Origin of the sequence: Microbispora sp. NPDC046933 (assembly GCF_040644635.1) — a bacterium.
GTDB lineage: Bacteria > Actinomycetota > Actinomycetes > Streptosporangiales > Streptosporangiaceae > Microbispora.
Genome location: NZ_JBEYWW010000022.1, coordinates 36076 through 53356, shown reverse-complemented (window position 1 = coordinate 53356; position 17281 = coordinate 36076). Strand labels below are relative to the sequence as shown.

Here is a 17281-nt window from a genome sequence, read left to right as displayed (position 1 = left end):
TGCCCGTGGGACGGGGAGCCGAGGCCGCCGACCCCTCTACGGCCCACATCAGGACCGGGACGCCGCCGGGAGTGCGGACCTCGTCGGACGCGCCGGCCGGCGGCGAGGCGGGAACGCGCGGGCCGCGCTCTCGGGGGCCACCGCTCTCCGGTGCCTTCAGGCCCGCGTGGAGACGCGGGCGGCTCAGGCCCGCGTGGAGACGCGGGCGGCTCAGGCCCGCGTGGAGACGCGGGCGGCCAGGTCCTGCCAGACCTTGTCGACCTGGGCGTCCAGCTCGTCCAGGGAACCCTCGTTGCCGATCACGATGTCGGCGATCCTCAGCCGGTCCTCGCGGGAGGCCTGGGCGGCGATCCGGGCGCGGGCGTCCGCCTCCGGCATGCCGCGAAACCGCAGGAGACGCTCCAGCCGGACCTCGTCGGGCGTGTCCACGACGATCACCACGTCGTACAGGGCGGCCAGGTTGTTCTCGGCCAGCAGCGGCACGTCGTAGACGACGACCGCGTCGTCCGGGGCCTCTCGCTGGAGTTGCTCACTGCGCTCGCCCACCTTCGGGTGGACGATCCCGTTGAGGACCTTCAGCTTCTCGGCGTCGGCGAAGACGATCGCGCCGAGCCGTTCCCGGTCGAGCGTGCCGTCGGGGCGGAGCACGTCCTCGCCGAACGCCCCGACGATCTCCGCGAGCCCGGGGGTGCCCGGCTCGACGACCTCTCTGGCGATCTTGTCCGCGTCGACGACGACGGCGCCGCGGGCCGCGAGCCGGCGCGACACCTCGCTCTTGCCCGAACCTATGCCGCCCGTGAGCCCAACCTTCAGCACGTGCCGCAGCCTATCGGGCGGGCCGGGAGCGCGGAGCTACGGGCGACGACGAACCCAGGTCCCGCGGAAATTCCGAGCTCGCGAAGGAATTTTCGTGGGTGGAGCGGAGCGGGCTTCGCGAGGACCGGAGATTCCTTCCGGCGCAGTGACCCCCCACTAGGGCTCCCGGCGCAGGTGGACCAGCATCAGGTGATCCTGCACCCGTTCCCGCTGGGTCTCCCGGTAGCCGAGGCGGCGGTAGAGCCGCAGATTTCCCTCCGACAGGTGCCCCGTGAACAGGTCGAACGCCGCCGCCCCGGGCACGGCCTCGTGCATCGCCGCCAGCAGCGCGCTGCCGATCCCCTGCCCCTGCCGGTCGGGCGCGACCACGAGACGGCCCACCAGGCAGGTCGAGCCGGACATCTGCCCTCGGACCGCGCCGACCAGCCGCCCGCCGTCCGTCGCCTTCAGCACGACCGCCGCCTCGATCACCGTACGCACCTGGTCGAGCGACTCGACGAGCGGCGCGATGAACGGGTCGCCGTAGAGCTGTGCCTCGGTCACGTACGCGGCCCGCTGCAGGGTGAGGATCTCCCCCGCGTCCGCGGGCAGGGCCCTCGTGATCTCCACCACGAGGGCCACCCTATCGGCACGCCTGCCTCCGCCGGGCGCGGGCCGGATTCCCTGAGCTCACCCGCCGCGGCCGGCCACCGTGGTGCGCCGGCCGATCTCCCGGTGCGGGTACGCCGCCGGGTCGGGCTCGTCCGCGCGCAGGTCGTCTGGCCCCCTCGATCCAGACAGGCCCGGTCACCGGCTCCCCGAGATCGCGGGTGCCAGAGCGGGCCGGGCCGTGGTGAAGGACCCCGCGCAGCGGAAAGGCCCCGCCGAAGCGGGGCCTTTCGTCGTGCTATGTGAGGCTCAGATGTGACCTCCGGTCAAGGGAGACCGGGTGTCAGCTCTGGCCGCCCGCCAGCTTCTCGCGCAGGGCGGCGAGGGCCTCGTCGGAGGCGAGGGCGCCGCCGCCGCTGGACTGCGAGCTGGTCTCGCCGCTGTAGGACGACGGAGCGGCCTCGTTGGCCGCCGCCTCCTCCTGGCGGGCCTTCTCGATCTGCGAGCGGTGCGCCTCGAAGCGGGCCTGGGCCTCGGCGTACTGCCGCTCCCACTCCTCACGCTGCTTGTCGAAGCCCTCGAGCCACTCGCCGGTCTCGGCGTCGAAGCCCTCGGGGTAGATGTAGTTGCCCTGGTCGTCGTAGGTCGCCGCCATGCCGTACAGCGTGGGGTCGAACTCGACCTCGGCACCGACGCCCTCGTTGGCCTGCTTGAGGGACAGCGAGATGCGGCGGCGGTCCAGGTCGATGTCGATGATCTTCACGAAGATCTCGTCGCCGACCTGCACGACCTGCTCCGGAATCTCCACGTGGCGCTCGGCCAGCTCGGAGATGTGGACCAGGCCCTCGATGCCCTCCTCGACCCGGACGAAGGCACCGAACGGCACCAGCTTGGTGACGCGGCCGGGCACGACCTGGCCGATCTGGTGGGTCCGGGCGAACTGCTGCCACGGGTCCTCCTGCGTCGCCTTGAGCGACAGCGAGACCCGCTCGCGCTCCATGTCGACGTCGAGAACCTCGACGGTGACCTCCTGGCCCACCTCGACGACCTCGGACGGGTGGTCGATGTGCTTCCAGGACAGCTCGGACACGTGCACCAGACCGTCGACGCCGCCGAGGTCCACGAACGCGCCGAAGTTGACGATCGAGGACACGACGCCCTTGCGGACCTGGCCCTTCTGGAGGGTGTTGAGGAACGTCTGGCGAACCTCGGACTGGGTCTGCTCCAGCCAGGCACGGCGGGACAGGACCACATTGTTGCGGTTCTTGTCCAGCTCGATGATCTTGGCCTCGAGCTCGCGCCCGACGTACGGCTGCAGGTCGCGGACGCGGCGCATCTCCACCAGGGAGGCGGGGAGGAAGCCGCGCAGGCCGATGTCGAGGATCAGGCCACCCTTGACGACCTCGATGACCGTGCCGGTGACGATGCCGTCCTCGTCCTTGATCTTCTCGATCGTGCCCCAGGCGCGCTCGTACTGGGCGCGCTTCTTGGACAGGATGAGGCGGCCTTCTTTGTCCTCCTTCTGGAGAACCAGGGCCTCGACGTGCTCTCCGACCTCGACGACCTCGGCCGGGTCGACATCGTGCTTGATCGAGAGCTCGCGCGACGGGATAACGCCCTCGGTCTTGTAGCCAATGTCGAGCAAGACCTCGTCTCGATCGACCTTGACAACGGTGCCTTCAACGATGTCGCCATCGTTGAAGTACTTGATGGTCTCGTCGATCGCGGCGAGGAAGGCCTCCTCGGAACCGATGTCGTTGACCGCTACCTGCGGGGTGCTCGAGGTGGCCTCAGTGCTGCTCGTCATGTGTGGAATTGCTCCGAACCGGACAGATGTCGTTGTGACAGAAGCGCGGCGGGCCGTTTTTCGTTCACCGGATGATGCTGCTTTCCTGGTAGCCACCAGATGACCGAGCGCGAGCCCGCTCCGTCCGTGACGCGCGCGAGCCCACAGCGCAGCGATCAGCATATGAGACGGAGCGAGCTGGGTCAATCCGAGGCAACCAGACGAACGCCTAGTACGTGATCACCGACTTGGCCCGGGCCGGTGAGAGCGTTCCCCGGAGTTTACGCGGCACCGACACTCGGGCCGGATCCCCATCCGACGTATAACGCTCTCCTGGGTGTTTGTCGAGCCAGTCGAGCCAGTAGGTCGTGCACCAGCGCCGGCATTCACCGTGTTTTCCGTTGGACTGGATCCTCGGGATCGCGTAACGCGGGAAGTTTTTCGCGTAGGGCGAAACCGTGGGCTGCGCCCCGGCCAGGAAGACGGCGTCGAAGTGGTAGCGGGTGCCGTCCCACGTGCCGTCGTGCGCCCTGCTCAGCTTCCTCGGCCGCGATCCGTACGGCAGCGCGAAGGTCGTCGAGGCCGGCGCGCCGATCTTCTTCAGCAGCCGCTCCTGCCGGACGATCTGCTCGCTGACCCGCTTGCCGGAAAGCCGGCGGAGATCGGGATGGGAATAGGTGTGGTTGGCCACCTCGAAGCCGTGGTCGAGCAGCCACTTCACCGCCTGTCTCTGCCGCTCCCGGTCGCGCAGCCCGAAGGGGTCGCGGTTGACCCAGAAGGTGGCCGTGGGCCGGAAGTTCGGGTACTTCGCCGCGACCTCGTAGATGATGCCGACGGCCGTGTCGTTCCTCGGCATGCCGTTCTGGTCCACGGCGAAGTGGCTGGGGTGACCGTCGTCGAAGGTCAGGACGACGGGATGGGTCCCGGCCGGAATGTCGATCTTCCTGGCGGCCAGTTCGGCCGCGGTGATCGGCACGTAGCCGCTCCTGGCCAGGCGCTCCAGCTCCTTGCGCAGCTGAGCGGGAGTCCGGTCGATGGACGCCAGCCGCTTGGGCAGGATGCGGTGGTACATGATCACGGGCACCAGGCCGGCCTCGTTGGCCTTGACCTTCCTGGCCGACTCGGCGGTCGCCTTCGGCGGGGCAGCGCTGGGCGACGGCGACGGCGAGGGCGGGGTCGCCCGCACCTGTGACCGCTCCTCGCCCGCGGACCTGGGCAGCAGCACGAGTGCGACAAGACCGATCACGACAACGACGACATTGGCGATTGCAGTCATTCGGGCAAGGTTGCGCACAGTTATTTGACCTTACTGCCCGGCCTGTCCGTATTCACATGTGTTGCAATTTTCCTGTGGACTGGAGCCTGCGTGCCTGCGGACGGCATGGGCACGTCACCTACGCCCCGGACGAGGAGGCGCTGCGCAACCGCCTGCGCGCCGAGACCGCGCTGGGCGAGGCGTGGCGCTGCCTGCGCTGCGGCGACTTCACCCTGGGCCCACCGCGCGGCGCCGGACCGGCCGGCGACGCGCCCGTCGTGCTGCGGGGCCGGGCGCTGCGGGACGCCGCCGTGCTACGGCTGATCGCCGTCTTCCGCTGGGCCAAGGCCGTGCTCGTGATCATCGGAGCGTACGGCGTGTGGCGGTTCCGGGCCCACCACGACGCCGTACGGCGCGCGTTCGACCAGGACCTTCCGCTGGTCAGGCCGCTGGCCCAGAAGCTCGGATGGAATCTCGACCAGTCGGGCGTGGTGCACACGCTGCGGACCGCGCTGGGCGCGCGGACGACGACCCTCACCTGGATCTTCCTCGCCCTGCTCGCCCTGGCGGCCCTGCTGCTGACCGAGGGGGTCGGCCTGTGGCTGCTGAAGCGATGGGGCGAGTACTTCTCGGTGATCGTCACCTCGGCGTTCATCCCGGTGGAGATCTACGAGATCGCCGAGAAGGTGAGCCCGTTCCGGATCGTGATCCTCCTGATCAACATCGCGGCCGTGCTGTACATCGCGTTGAGCAAGCGCCTGTTCGGACTGCGTGGCGGGCGGGCGGCGTACGAGTCGGAGCGGCACGAGGCGAGCCTGCTGGAGGTCGAGCAGGCGGGCCTGGCCATGGCCGGGCGGGACCACAGGCACACCCGCCCGACCGGCCAGCCCTGACCCCTTGACCAGGCAAGGGCTCAGTGACCGGCGTCCTCCCAGGTGGTCCCGACGCCCACGCTGACCTCCAGCGGCACGCTCAGGTCATAGGCCCGGCACATCTGCGTGCGCACGACCTCGGTCAGCTCCTCCAGCTCGCCCGGCGCGACCTCGAACACCAGCTCGTCGTGGACCTGGAGCAGCATGCGGGAGCGCATGCCCTCGATCGCCTTCTGCACGTTCAGCATGGCGACCTTGATGATGTCGGCGGCCGAGCCCTGGATGGGCGCGTTGAGCGCCATCCGCTCGGCCATCTCCCGGCGCTGCCGGTTGTCGCTGGTCAGGTCGGGCAGGTAGCGGCGGCGGCCGAGGATGGTCTCGGTGTAGCCGTCCTTGCGGGCCTGGGCGACGATCGACTCCAGGTAGTCGCGGACGCCGCCGAACTCCTCGAAGTACTCCTCCTTGAGCGCCCTGGCCTCCGCGACGGGGATGTTGAGCTGCCCCGACAGGCCGAAGTCGGACAGGCCGTAGGCCAGGCCGTAGTTCATGGCCTTGATCCGGGCGCGCAGGTCCGCGTCCACCTGCTCGGGGGGCAGGTCGAAGACGCGGGACGCCGTGGCCTGGTGGAAGTCGTGGCCCGACTCGAAGGCCGCGATCAGCGACTCGTCGCGGGACAGGTGCGCCATGATCCGCAGCTCGATCTGGCTGTAGTCGGCCGTCAGCAGCGTGTCGTAGCCCTCCCCCACCACGAAGCCCTTGCGGATGCGCCGGCCCTCGACCGTGCGGATGGGGATGTTCTGCAGGTTCGGCTTCTCGCTCGACAGCCGCCCGGTGGCCGCCACGATCTGGTTGAAGGTGGTGTGGATCCGCCCGTCGTCGGTGATCTCCTTGATCAGTCCCTCGACCGTGGTGCGCAGCTTGGTCTGGTCGCGGTGGCGCAGCAGGATCACCGGCAGCTCGTTGTCGGTCTGCTGGGCCAGCCAGGCGAGCGCGTCGGCGTCGGTCGTGTAGCCCGTCTTGATCTTCTTGGTCTTGGGCAGGCCGAGCTTGCCGAACAGGATCTCCTGCAGCTGCTTGGGCGAGCCGAGGTTGAACTGCTCCCCCACCGCCTGGTGGGCGGCCTCGACCGCCTGCTTGACGGCCGCGCCGAACTCGGCCTCCAGCGCCGCGAAGTACTGCCGGTCGGCGGCGATGCCGGCCCGCTCCATCTCGGCCAGCACCCGCACCAGCGGGAGCTCGACCTCGGTCACGAGCCGGGTGCCGCCGCGCTTGGACAGGTGGGCCTCCAGCGCGTCGGCCAGGTCGCGCACGGCCTGGGCCCGAAGCGCCAGATCCCGGGCCGCGCCCTCGTCGGCGTCCTCGAACAGGGAGGTCTGCCCGCCGGGCGCGGACTCCGCCCGTAGCTCGCGGTGGAGGTAGCGCAGGACCAGGTCGTCGAGCGGGAACGAGCGCTGCCCCGGCATCGCCAGATACGCGGCGAGCGCCGTGTCGCAGGTGAGGCCGCGCAGGTCGTGCCCGTGGGCCCACAGCGCCAGCAGCGGCCCCTTGGCGTCGTGCACGGCCTTCGGCCTGTCGTCGTCGGCCAGCCAGGCGCCCAGCGCCGCCTCGTCCTCCTCGGTGAGGCGCGTGGGGTCGAGGTAGGCGGCGCCGCCCGGCGAGGCGATCGCCAGGCCCTCCAGCCGCCCGGTGCCGCTGCCGTACGCGCCCTGGAAGGCCAGCCCGGCGCGGTCCTCGGGGAGGGCGGCCAGCCAGTCTGCCACCTGGCCCGGCTCCAGCACGGTCACCTCGAGCTCGAAGCCCTCGCCCGCCTCGGGTTCCGTGGTGCCGAGGGTCTTGAACAGGCGCTCGCGCAGCTCACCGCGGATCTGCAGCGCGTCGAGGAGCTTGTTGACCTCCTCACGGTCCCACACGCCCATGGTCAACGCGGACACCTCGGCGTCGACCGGGGCGTCGCGCTTCAGCTCGGTCAGCATCCGGTTGTGGATCACCTGGCCGAGGTGCTCGCGGAGCTTGTCGCCGACCTTGCCCTTCACCTCGTCGGCCCGCCGGACCAGCTCGTCCAGCGAGCCGTACTCGGAGATCCACTTGGTGGCGGTCTTCTCCCCCACACTCGGGATGCTCGGCAGGTTGTCGCTCGGGTCGCCGCGCAGGGCCGCGAAGTCCGGGTACTGCGCCGGGGTGAGGCCGTACTTCTCCATAACGGCCTCGGGGGTGAAGCGCGTCATGTCGCTGATGCCCCGCCTGGTCATCAGCACCGTGACCTTGTCGTCCACGAGCTGGAGCGCGTCGCGGTCGCCGGTCACGATGAGCACGCTCATGTCCTCGCCGGAGGCCCGCGTCGCCAGCGTCGCGATCAGGTCGTCCGCCTCGAAGCCGGGCACCGACAGGTGGGGGATCCGCAGCGCGTCGAGCAGCTCGAAGATGAGCTGCATCTGGCCGCGGAAGTCCTCGGGGGTCTCCGTCCTGTTGGCCTTGTAACCGTCGTACGCCTCGTGCCTGAAGGTCGGCTCGCTCCGGTCGAAGCACACCGCGATGTGGCTCGGCTGCTCGTCGCGCAGGATGTTGGCCAGCATCGAGGTGAAGCCGTACACCGCCTCGGTGTGCTGGCCGTCGGTGGTCATGAGGTTCGCGTCCTTCAACGCGTAGAACGCGCGATAAGCAAGAGAATGCCCATCCAGAAGCAGCAGACACGGACGGGTGGGGGTCGCTTCACTCTTCGGCACACCCGCAGCCTAGTCTCCCTGTACGACAGAAAACCGATGGTCTTCCCACAGGAGGCGTCCCCTTGACCTTGACGAATCCCGAGGAGTTGATGTCGTCGATGAACGCGGCCGGGGACCACCTGCATCGGCGGATGGGCATCGAGATCCTTGAGGCGAGCGCCGAGCGGGTGGTCGGGCGCATGCCCGTCGAGGGCAACACCCAGCCGTTCGGCCTGCTGCACGGCGGCGCCTCCTGCGTGCTGGCCGAGACGCTCGGCTCGACCGGCGCCGCCCTGCACGCCGGCGCGGGCAGGATCGCCGTCGGCATCGAGATCAGCGCCACCCACCACCGCTCGGCCACGTCCGGCCATGTCACGGCGGTCGCGACGCGGGTGCACGGCGGCCGCACCCTCGCGACGTACGAGATCGAGATCACCGACGACCTCGGGCGGCGGGTGTGCACCGCACGCCTGACCTGCATGCTCCGCGACGCCGAGTGATCCCCCGCGTCGCTCCGGCGAAAGCGGGCATACAACTCAATGATTCCGTAACAGAACGGCCTTGCGACTTTCTTTGCACACCTGCCCCTCAGGTCGCTACCGTGGTGCCCCCAGAGCCCGTGGGGACCGAGTAGACAACGTGCGGAGCCGGGGAAGCTGTGTACGGACCCAAAGGTCCACACGGGCTCACCATGGCCTCCCTCCCGCGCCACCCCAGCGTCTTTCCGGAGGGCGGCCAGGCGGCTACCATGATCGGATGCCCCCCTCGCGGCGTCGGAGATGGTGCGCCACGGCCGCCATCGTCCTCGTACCGGTCTGCTCATCCTGCTCAGGCGGCCCGCTGTCATCGGGAGGCACGGCGAGCCCGTCGGCCACCCCCACCTACATCCTGCCCGCGGAGACGGCACGCCCCGGCGAGACCGTGATCCGTCCCTCTCTCGCCGTGGACGGCCTGACCCGGTTCTGGCTCATCGGCTTCCGCGACGGCATGCCGAGCCTGCTCGGGAGCCACGCGGAGTGGCAGGCCAAGGGACGCTTCGCCCGCGCCAGGATCGTCGTGCAGAACACGGATCGGAGCAACGCCAAGTTCGAGGCCAAGCGCCAGGTCCTGGTCGCGTCGGACGGGCGCGAGTTCCACGTCGACAACTCCGCTCAGGAGATCAAACGGCAGCCCGACGAGATCATGGTGGGCAGCTTCGTCCGCATGGAGTTCGACCTGTGGTTCGACGTGCCGAAGGACGCGCGCATCACGAAACTCCGGCTGTACGGGGAACCCCCGTTCGGCTCGGTCACCCCGACCAAGGGCGTCGAGTTCCCCGTCGGCTGACCGCACGCGTCCACCGCATGGAGGGGCCGGACGGGGAACTCTCCCCGGCCGGCCCCTCCTTCACCGTGCGCCGTTCACACTCCGGCTCAGTGCTGTCCCAGCGCGCCGCCCAGGTACGCCTCCCGGACCTGCGGGTCGTCGAGCAGGTCGGCCGCCGGAGCGGTCTTGACGACCTTGCCGGTCTCCAGGACGTACGCCCGGTGCGCGATCTGGAGGGCCTGCTGCGCGTTCTGCTCGACGAGCAGGACCGTCGTACCCCGGCGGTTGATCTCCTGGATGATCGAGAAGATCTGGGCCACGAGCATGGGCGCCAGGCCCATTGACGGCTCGTCCAGCAGGAGCACCTTGGGCTTGCTCATCAGCGCTCTGCCGATGGCCACCATCTGCTGCTCGCCGCCGGACATGGTGCCGCCCGCCTGGTTCTTGCGCTCGGCCAGCCGCGGGAACAGCTCGAAGACCTCCTCAAGGTCCTTCGAGAAGTCGCCGGACCGGGCGTAGGCGCCCATGAGCAGGTTCTCCATGACCGACATGCCGGGGAAGACGCCCCGGCCCTCCGGGGACTGGCCGATGCCGACCAGCACCCGCTTGTGGCCGGGCAGCTTGCTGATGTCCTTGCCGTCGAAGACGATGCTCCCCGACGACAGCGGGCGCAGACCCGAGATCGTCTTGAGCGTGGTGGTCTTGCCCGCCCCGTTCGCCCCGATGAGGGTGACGATCTCTCCCTCGCCGACGTCGAGCGAGACGCCCTTGAGTGCCTCGATCTTGCCGTAGTGGACGTGGATGTCCTTGATCTCAAGAAGCATTCGCGGGTGCTCCCAAATACGCCTCGATGACCCTCGGGTCGCTCTGCACCTCAGCCGGGAGACCTTCTGCGATCTTCTGCCCGAAGTCCAGTACGGCGATGCGGTCGCTGATGCCCATGACCAGGGCCATGTCGTGCTCGATCAGCAGAATCGTACGGCCCAGGTCCCGGATGCTCTTGATCAGCCCCTGCAGCTCGATCTTCTCCGCCGGGTTCATGCCGGCGGCCGGCTCGTCGAGCAGCAGGAGCTTGGGGTCGGTCGCCAGGGCCCGGACGATCTCCAGCCTGCGCTGGTCGCCGTACGGCAGGTTCTTGGCCGTCTCGTCGGCCCGATGTGCGATGCCGGCGAACTCCAGCAACTCCATCGCGCGCTCCCGGCCCTGCCGCTCGGCGTGCCGGTGCCACGGCAGGCCGAGCGCGGCGCCGACCGCGCCGGTGCGGTTGTGCGCGTCGAAGCCCACCAGGACGTTCTCCAGAGCCGACATGCTGTGGAACAGCCGGATGTTCTGGAACGTACGGGCGATGCCGCGCTTGGTGACCCTGAACCGCTTCAGGCCGCTGATCTTCTCGCCGTCGAAGCGCACCTCGCCTGAGGTCGGCCGGTAGACACCGGTGATCACGTTGAAGACCGTGGTCTTGCCCGCGCCGTTCGGGCCGATCAGCGCGAAGATCTCCCCCTGCCTGATCGTGAGATCGACCCCGCCGAGAGCCTGCACGCCGCCGAAGCGCATGGTCACGGCGCGGAGTTCGAGCAGCTGCGCCTCATCTGGCTCGCTCACTTGGCCACCTCCTCTGCCATGCCATCCGATCCGGTGCCGGATGACCGCGTGCCGCCCGATTGCGTGCCGTCCGGCTCGCTGCTGTTGCCGGCCACGGAACGGCGCCGGCGCGCGGGCAGCAGCCCCTCCGGACGCAGCGCCATCATCAGCACGAGCGCCGCGCCGAAGATGAGGATGCGATAGTCGGCGAAGCCGCGGAACCGCTCGGGGAGCCAGGCGACCAGGAAGGCCCCGATGATGACGCCGGGGAGGTTGCCGGAGCCGCCGAGCACCACGGCCGCCAGGATGGTGGCGGACAGGATGAACGGGAAGTTCGGCGGCTGGATGGCGATGACCTTGCTGGCCCAGATGACACCCGTCAGACCGCCGATCATCGCGCCGACGAAGAACGCCAGCAGCTTGAACTTGAAGGTGGGCACGCCCATCAGCTCGGCCGCGTCCTCGTCCTCCCGGATGGCCTCCCAGGCGCGGCCGACCCGGCTTCGCTCAAGGCGCTTGGCGAAGATCACGACGAGTACGATCGCCGCCAGCAGCAGGTAGTAGTACGGCAGCGGATCGAGCGCGAACTCCACGCCGAAGAGCGACGGCGGGTGAGGGATGTTGGTGATCCCGCGCGCCCCGCCGATGTAGTCGGTGTTCTGTGCGGTGATCCGGACGATCTCCCCGAAGCCCAGCGTGACGATCGCCAGATAGTCTCCGCGCAGCCGCAGCGTGGGCGAGCCGAGGACGATGCCCGAGATCGCCGTCATGAAGATCCCGACTACCAGGACGCCCCAGAAGTTCCAGCCGTACTTGGTGCCGAAGATGGCCATGGTGTAGGCGCCGATGGCGTAGAAGGCGACGAAGCCGAGGTCCAGCAGGCCGGCCTGGCCGACCACCACGTTCAGGCCCACTGCCAGCAGCACGAAGGTGCCGATCGGGCTGAACAGCAGCGACGGCCAGTGCGAGTGCGGAGACATGAACGACCCGATGAAGTCGCTCGGGGCGATGATCGCCAAGAGGATCAGCAGGCCGTAGACGGTCCAGCGCGCCCAACCCGGCGCCCCCGCCCACCAGTCGCGTACCGCGTCGCTGAAGCCGCCGACCGTTCGCCGGAACGCCGTGAACGGGTTCCCACTGTGAATGTTGGAGTTTGCGTTCATGCGCGCGCTCGCTGGAGGGATTCACCGAGGATGCCGGTGGGACGGAACAGGAGGACGAGGACGAGGACGGAGAAGGCGATGACGTCCTTCCATTCCGAGCCGAAGAAGATCGCGCCCCAGTTCTCGATGAGACCGAGGGCGAGCCCGCCGAGGAGGGCGCCGCGCAGGTTTCCGATGCCACCGAGCACCGCGGCGGTGAACGCCTTGACGCCGAGCAGGAAGCCCACGTTGTAGCGGAGGTTCTCGAACTCCATGGCGTACAGCAGCGCGGCGACGCCGGCCATCGCACCGCCGACCAGGAACGTGGTACGGATGATCTTGTCGATGTTCACGCCCATGAGCGTGGCGGTCTCCGGGTCCTGGGACGTCGCCCGGATGCCGCGCCCGATCCGGGTCCGGTTCACGAAGACGTCGAGCAGGATCATCATGACCACGGCCGAGACGATGATGATGACGTGATCGTTCCTGATCTCCGTGTTCCCGATCGTGAAGAGCGAGTCACGCTCCAGGAGCCGCGGCACCGGGACCTGGAGGCGTCCCTGGGACGGACGGTCGAACACCTCGGGGATGACCACGAGGGCGAAGAACTCCTGGAGGAAGATCGAGGCGCCGATGGCTGAGATGAGCGCGGCGAGCCGGGAGGCGCCGTGCCTGCGCAGCGGCCGGTAGGCCACCCGCTCGAGCACGACGGCCGCGCCGCCGGAGGCGGCCATGGCCACCAACATCAGCAGAAGCAGCGTGCCGACCAGCGCCAGCCCCGTGAGCGGTCCGGTGACCCCTATCTGCAGGATCACGAACAACGCCGCGAAGGAGCCGATCATGAAGATCTCGGAGTGGGCGAAGTTGATGAGGCGCAGCACGCCGTACACCATCGTGTAACCGAGGGCGATCAACGCGTAGATGGCGCCGCTGGCCAGACCGCCCACGGTGGAGGGCCCGACCTGGTTGAGGAAGTCGTTGAGCACGGTGGTCGCTTTCGAACCGGGGCGACTGTGGTCGCCGGGCAGTAAGGAGCGGAAGCAGCGGTGTGCTCCCGCTCCCCAGCGTTCTCAGATCGAACCGGGCACGTCAGCCGAGCTGCGCCTGCGTGCTGTCGCCCAGCCAGCTCAGATTGCCATCCTTCACCTGGTAGATGTGAATGATGTTCGCGGCGATGTCACCGTTGGGGCCGAACTTGATCTGCTTGGAGACGCCCTTGAAGTCGACCGTCGCGAGGAAGTCGTTGATCTTCTCCGACGTGGTGTTGCCGGCCTCGATCGCCTTCAGGATGGCCGTCGTGGCGTCGTAGCCCTCGGTCGCGTAGATCAGCGGGTCGGTGCTGAACTTCGCCTTGTAGTTGTCGCTGAAGGCCTTCAGCTCGGGAACGTCGGAGCCGTAGGGGATGAGGCAGGGGCAGCCGAGCACGGCGCCCTCGGCGGCCGGCTTGCCGGCGGCCTCGACGAGCTTGGCGTCCACCGAGCCGTCGCCGGAGGAGACGACCGCGGTCACGCCGCCGTCACGCAGCTGCTTGAGCAGGCGGCCGAGCTGGGCGTAGTAGCCGCCGTAGAAGATGACCTCCGGGTTGGCGGCCTTCACCTTGGTGACCGTGGAGGAGTAGTCCGAGCCGTTCGGGTCGATCTTGTCACGCTGGACCTTGACGCCCTTGGCCTCGAACTCCTTGGCCACCGCGTCGGCGAGGCCGACGCCGTACTCCTGCGCGTCGTCGATGACGAACGCGTTCTTCGGCGACTTGGCCTTCACCAGGAAGTCGGCGATGGCGGGGCCCTGGATGGAGTCGTTGGCGACGACACGGTGCCAGAACTTCCAGCCGTTCTCGGCCAGGGCCGGGTTGGTCGCCGAGGCCGTGACGCTCGGAACCTTGCCCTGCTCCAGAATGGGGCCCACGTTCCGCGACTCACCCGAGAAGCCCGGACCCACCAGAGCCACGATCTTGTCTTCGGTGACGGCCTTCTGGGCCAGCGGGACAGCCTGGTCGGGGTTGCCCTGGCTGTCGTACTTCACCAACTCGACCTTGACGCCTGTCGACTTCGCGTTGAACTCGTCGATCGCGAGCTGAGCGCCCTGCGACGGCGGGATCATGAGCGCGGAGTTCTCACCGGTCAGGTCACCCATGAAACCGATCTTGAGAGTGGTGGCGCTCCCGCCACCGCTCTGTCCAGCGGACGACGCGGTGTCGTCGGAGCCGCCTCCACACGCCGCGAGGCCGAGGGTCAGCGCTGTACCGGCAGCGACAATGCCACCAAGGCGAGCGATCCTGGATCGCAAGGTTGCCTTCCTTTCGCTGGATCCCCGCTTGGGGATCGGATACGCACCCGCCCCATCCAGCGGTCAGCCGAGGGGTCGTGACCGGTAGTACAACCACGGGAAGTCACAGGTCGGTACAGAGGCCATCACGGTTATGACTTTGTTATGTCCGGCCTCTTCGCTCAGTGAGCGACCGGTAACGGAAACGGCAATGACCTCTTCAGCCCTGGTCAACGGCACAGACTATTGCTCTAGGATGTCTTTCCGCCCTGGCCGGCGATCACCCCTGCGGGCTCTCGGGCGCCGCCTCGGTCACCACGATCTGCGCCACCTGGCGCATGCTCATGCGCCGGTCCATGGACGCCTTCTGGATCCACCGGAAGGCCTGCGGCTCCGTCCACCCGTGCTGGGCCATGAGCAGGCCCTTCGCGCGCTCCACGAGCTTCCTGGTCTCCAGCCGCTCCGACAGCGTTGAGACCTCCTTCTCCAGCGCGGCGATCTCCTCGTGCCGGCTGACCGCCATCTCGATGGCCGGAACCAGGTCGCCCTTGGTGAACGGCTTCACCAGGTAGGCCATAGCGCCCGCGTCCCTGGCCCGCTCGACCAGGTCGCGCTGCGAGAACGCGGTGAGGATGAGGCACGGCGCGATGCGTTCGGAGACGATGCGCTCGGCCGCGGAGATCCCGTCGAGCACGGGCATCTTCACATCCAGGATCACCAGGTCCGGACGGAGCTCCATGGCGAGCTTGACCGCCGTCTCACCGTCCCCGGCCTCGCCGACCACGGCGTAGCCGTCCTCTTCGAGCATCTCCTTCAGGTCGAGGCGGATCAGGGCCTCGTCTTCCGCGATCACCACTCGCCGCTGCGTACTCACGCACAAGAGGTTACCGACGTCCGCTACATTAGGACCACGGCAGGGGATGTCCTAAGCGATCTCCAAGCAAGATCGACGGCTACGTGGCATCCATTGCCAAAACCGGACAAATCCGGAAATAGCCCCGATAGACCAATCGGCAGAGTCGATGGCCTCAAAATCCATTCAGTGTGGGTTCGAATCCCACTCGGGGCACTTACACGAATTGTTGTCACACAGAAACCGACGGCAACCACGGCGATGAGATCCGTAGGCCACTCCGGTGCGCCATGGTTGCGCCTAAGCGGTTAGCGGTGACGTACTGTGACCGCCGGGCCCCGCTGGGGTCGCGGAAGTGAGGCCGGGACCTCCCGATGGAATCGGGCGCCCGGCCTTCGCGGTTTCAGAGCCAGACGCCGCGTTTCAGAGCCAGACGCCGCGAGGAGCGGTTACAGGAACTCGATCCTCGGCCCGATGATGCCGAAGCTCTCGCCCTCGCCGCCGAGCCACCACACGACGCTGCCCACGAGTACGTCGGCAAGCCAGAGCAGCTGCCGGCCCTGAGACCCGGCAACCGCTCTCGCAGGTCCGCGCGGACATGCTCCTCCAGCAGTACGGCCCGCCAAGGCGTAGACGTAAGCGTCACCGCTCCTGCGCCGCATGCTTTCGTCGATGAACGCCAAGAGAGCCACAGTGGGCAGGTGATACGCGTTGTCACAGTCCTGTCATTCTGGATGCGGGAAATCAGGTGCCGGGGAGGAGACGGACGGCGTCGAGGGCGAGGGAGAGCTCGACGAGGTCCAGGGGGCGGGCCAGCGACCTGCCGGTGAGCTGCTCGATGCGGCGGACCCGGTTGAAGACGGTGTTGCGATGGCAGTAGAGCTCGGCCGCCGCCCGGGCCGCGGACCCCTCGCAGCGCAGCCACGCCTCCAGCGTCGCGAGCAGCACGCCGCCGTCGGGTGAGGTGATGATCGGGCCGAGGACGCCACCCGCGAGGTGCCCGGCCAGCTCCGGCTGGCAGACCACCAGGGCGGCGGGCAGCCGCCGGTCGAGCCGCGCGATCTCCGGCCCCGTTCCCGAGCAGGTGCGCATGGCCACCTCCGCCAGGCGGCGGGCCGTACCGAGGTCGGCGAGGCTGTCCACCACCGGGCTGACGCCGGCGCTCGCGCAGACGACCGGGGTGATCGCGACCACCAGGTCGTCCAGCTCCCGGTCGTCGAGGTACACCACCGCCATCTCCAGGTCCGGGCGCATGCGCCACAGGAAGCGCAGCCCGCCGATCTCGTCGGGCCGGTGCACGCGGTCGGGCTGGGCGGGCAACCGGGTTGCGACGACCGCATAGCGGCCGTGCTCCGGCAGGCCGAGGGCGTCGGCGGCCACGCCCGCCACGGCCGGGTCGGCGCGGCCTTCCAGGAGGGCGTCGAGCATGGCGTTGACGCGCTGGTTGGTCCGGCCGAGCAGCTCGTTCTCCCGGCGGCGGTAGGCGTCGGCCGCCGCCACGGCCTGGCGGTCGATGGCGTGCCACACGTGGGTGGCGCTGCGCAGCAGGGCGGGCAGCCGCTCCTGCCCCTGGTCGCCGATGATGTCGATGACGCCGTTCCAGGTGACCTGCGCGGCCAGGCGGTAGCTGCGCATGAGCGAGTCCAGCGGGAGCCCGAACTCGGCCCGCCTGCGCCCGACCGTCTGGGCGTACGCGACGTCGCGCCGCTCGTGCCGGGGCTGCAGGATCGCGGTGATGCCGACCCGCAGCCCCTCGTGGGTGCTCTTCCAGTGGTCCTCGTAGGGGACCGTCATACGGTAGGCCTCGTCGCTTTCCCTGCCGCGCTTCACCAGCTCGTCGGCGAGCTCGGGGAGCCGTTCCAGCAGGCCTGCGGCGGAGGTCCGCAGCAGTTCCCGGACCTCGGAGTCCGTCCTGGACCTCATGCCCCGAATGTGCCAGCCGGCAGCGTCCGGAACAAGGTTCGGTTTTCGTTTCGTGATGCGGGATTGTGCTGGAGCACAGGGCACCGCCGAGGGGCATGGGCTGGGGTCCCGACTTGCCTGCGGGTGCTGGACGGCCCTCGACCATGGTGGGTTGGGTGTGCCTTCATCGAAGTCACAGGAGGCGCGGATGTCC

At 68.8% G+C, this 17281-nt stretch carries 15 protein-coding genes and 1 tRNA gene; 4 read left to right on the top strand and 12 right to left on the bottom strand.

The window, feature by feature from the left end; translation table 11 throughout:
* Positions 1 to 210: 210 nt before the first annotated feature.
* From coaE to ABZ857_RS27145, 4 genes are all read right to left on the bottom strand, one after another.
* The gene (coaE, locus tag ABZ857_RS27160; RefSeq protein ID WP_357047634.1) at positions 211 to 816 is read right to left on the bottom strand and encodes a dephospho-CoA kinase; all 606 of its coding nucleotides are present in this window, start codon (positions 814 to 816) and stop codon (positions 211 to 213) included.
* 156 nt (positions 817 to 972) lie between these two features.
* Entirely contained in the window at positions 973 to 1428 is a 456-nt protein-coding gene (locus ABZ857_RS27155; RefSeq protein ID WP_357047631.1) for a GNAT family N-acetyltransferase, read from the bottom strand.
* A gap of 319 nt (positions 1429 to 1747) precedes the next feature.
* Positions 1748 to 3211 (bottom strand): 30S ribosomal protein S1, encoded by a 1464-nt coding sequence (gene rpsA / locus ABZ857_RS27150; RefSeq protein ID WP_357047628.1) that lies wholly within the window; start codon positions 3209 to 3211, stop codon positions 1748 to 1750.
* A 208-nt stretch (positions 3212 to 3419) separates the two neighbouring features.
* Complete coding sequence (locus ABZ857_RS27145; RefSeq protein WP_357047625.1) at positions 3420 to 4466, bottom strand: polysaccharide deacetylase family protein; 1047 nt, start codon at positions 4464 to 4466, stop codon at positions 3420 to 3422.
* A gap of 74 nt (positions 4467 to 4540) precedes the next feature.
* Here ABZ857_RS27145 and ABZ857_RS27140 point away from each other — a divergent pair, with 74 nt between their 5' ends.
* On the top strand, positions 4541 to 5338 hold the full coding sequence (locus ABZ857_RS27140) for a DUF2127 domain-containing protein (protein ID WP_357047623.1): 798 nt from the start codon (positions 4541 to 4543) through the stop codon (positions 5336 to 5338).
* A gap of 20 nt (positions 5339 to 5358) precedes the next feature.
* On the opposite strand, the gene polA is transcribed toward ABZ857_RS27140, so the two are convergent.
* Positions 5359 to 8040 carry a DNA polymerase I gene (gene polA / locus ABZ857_RS27135; RefSeq protein ID WP_357047620.1) on the bottom strand — a complete coding sequence of 894 codons (2682 nt, stop codon included), beginning with the start codon at positions 8038 to 8040 and terminating at the stop codon, positions 5359 to 5361.
* A gap of 89 nt (positions 8041 to 8129) precedes the next feature.
* Here polA and ABZ857_RS27130 point away from each other — a divergent pair, with 89 nt between their 5' ends.
* Together ABZ857_RS27130 and ABZ857_RS27125 are read left to right on the top strand one after the other, a co-directional pair.
* Complete coding sequence (locus ABZ857_RS27130; protein ID WP_357047937.1) at positions 8130 to 8519, top strand: hotdog fold thioesterase; 390 nt, start codon at positions 8130 to 8132, stop codon at positions 8517 to 8519.
* A gap of 256 nt (positions 8520 to 8775) precedes the next feature.
* Entirely contained in the window at positions 8776 to 9345 is a 570-nt protein-coding gene (locus ABZ857_RS27125; protein WP_357047617.1) for a DUF4352 domain-containing protein, read from the top strand.
* An 86-nt stretch (positions 9346 to 9431) separates the two neighbouring features.
* On the opposite strand, the gene ABZ857_RS27120 is transcribed toward ABZ857_RS27125, so the two are convergent.
* The 6 genes from ABZ857_RS27120 to ABZ857_RS27095 form a co-directional block, all read right to left on the bottom strand.
* Positions 9432 to 10148: an ABC transporter ATP-binding protein gene (locus tag ABZ857_RS27120; RefSeq protein ID WP_357047614.1), complete on the bottom strand. Its 717-nt coding sequence runs from the start codon at positions 10146 to 10148 to the stop codon at positions 9432 to 9434.
* Entirely contained in the window at positions 10138 to 10878 is a 741-nt protein-coding gene (locus ABZ857_RS27115) for an ABC transporter ATP-binding protein (protein WP_357047934.1), read from the bottom strand. Before ABZ857_RS27115 ends, ABZ857_RS27120 begins: the two co-directional genes overlap by 11 nt.
* A gap of 44 nt (positions 10879 to 10922) precedes the next feature.
* Complete coding sequence (locus tag ABZ857_RS27110) at positions 10923 to 12068, bottom strand: branched-chain amino acid ABC transporter permease (RefSeq protein WP_357047611.1); 1146 nt, start codon at positions 12066 to 12068, stop codon at positions 10923 to 10925.
* Positions 12065 to 13033 (bottom strand): branched-chain amino acid ABC transporter permease, encoded by a 969-nt coding sequence (locus tag ABZ857_RS27105; protein WP_357047608.1) that lies wholly within the window; start codon positions 13031 to 13033, stop codon positions 12065 to 12067. Before ABZ857_RS27105 ends, ABZ857_RS27110 begins: the two co-directional genes overlap by 4 nt.
* A gap of 103 nt (positions 13034 to 13136) precedes the next feature.
* Positions 13137 to 14333 carry a branched-chain amino acid ABC transporter substrate-binding protein gene (locus ABZ857_RS27100; protein WP_357047605.1) on the bottom strand — a complete coding sequence of 399 codons (1197 nt, stop codon included), beginning with the start codon at positions 14331 to 14333 and terminating at the stop codon, positions 13137 to 13139.
* 259 nt (positions 14334 to 14592) lie between these two features.
* Positions 14593 to 15186 (bottom strand): response regulator, encoded by a 594-nt coding sequence (locus tag ABZ857_RS27095; RefSeq protein WP_357047602.1) that lies wholly within the window; start codon positions 15184 to 15186, stop codon positions 14593 to 14595.
* Positions 15187 to 15307: 121 nt separating this feature from the next.
* On the opposite strand from ABZ857_RS27095, the gene ABZ857_RS27090 reads away from it, so the two are divergent.
* Positions 15308 to 15381, top strand: a tRNA-Leu gene (locus tag ABZ857_RS27090).
* A gap of 528 nt (positions 15382 to 15909) precedes the next feature.
* On the opposite strand, the gene ABZ857_RS27085 is transcribed toward ABZ857_RS27090, so the two are convergent.
* Entirely contained in the window at positions 15910 to 17088 is a 1179-nt protein-coding gene (locus ABZ857_RS27085; protein ID WP_357047599.1) for a helix-turn-helix domain-containing protein, read from the bottom strand.
* Positions 17089 to 17281 lie beyond the last annotated feature (193 nt).

What these genes read in the sequence shown, in the direction of transcription:
- rpsA (WP_357047628.1), bottom strand. Translation starts at nt 3,211, where the DNA reads ATGACGAGCAGCACTGAGGCCACCTCGAGCACCCCGCAGGTAGCGGTC.
- ABZ857_RS27145 (WP_357047625.1), bottom strand. Translation starts at nt 4,466, where the DNA reads ATGACTGCAATCGCCAATGTCGTCGTTGTCGTGATCGGTCTTGTCGCA.
- ABZ857_RS27130 (WP_357047937.1), top strand. Translation starts at nt 8,130, where the DNA reads ATGTCGTCGATGAACGCGGCCGGGGACCACCTGCATCGGCGGATGGGC.
- ABZ857_RS27125 (WP_357047617.1), top strand. Translation starts at nt 8,776, where the DNA reads ATGCCCCCCTCGCGGCGTCGGAGATGGTGCGCCACGGCCGCCATCGTC.
- ABZ857_RS27120 (WP_357047614.1), bottom strand. Translation starts at nt 10,148, where the DNA reads ATGCTTCTTGAGATCAAGGACATCCACGTCCACTACGGCAAGATCGAG.
- ABZ857_RS27115 (WP_357047934.1), bottom strand. Translation starts at nt 10,878, where the DNA reads ATGCGCTTCGGCGGCGTGCAGGCTCTCGGCGGGGTCGATCTCACGATC.
- ABZ857_RS27110 (WP_357047611.1), bottom strand. Translation starts at nt 12,068, where the DNA reads ATGAACGCAAACTCCAACATTCACAGTGGGAACCCGTTCACGGCGTTC.
- ABZ857_RS27085 (WP_357047599.1), bottom strand. Translation starts at nt 17,088, where the DNA reads ATGAGGTCCAGGACGGACTCCGAGGTCCGGGAACTGCTGCGGACCTCC.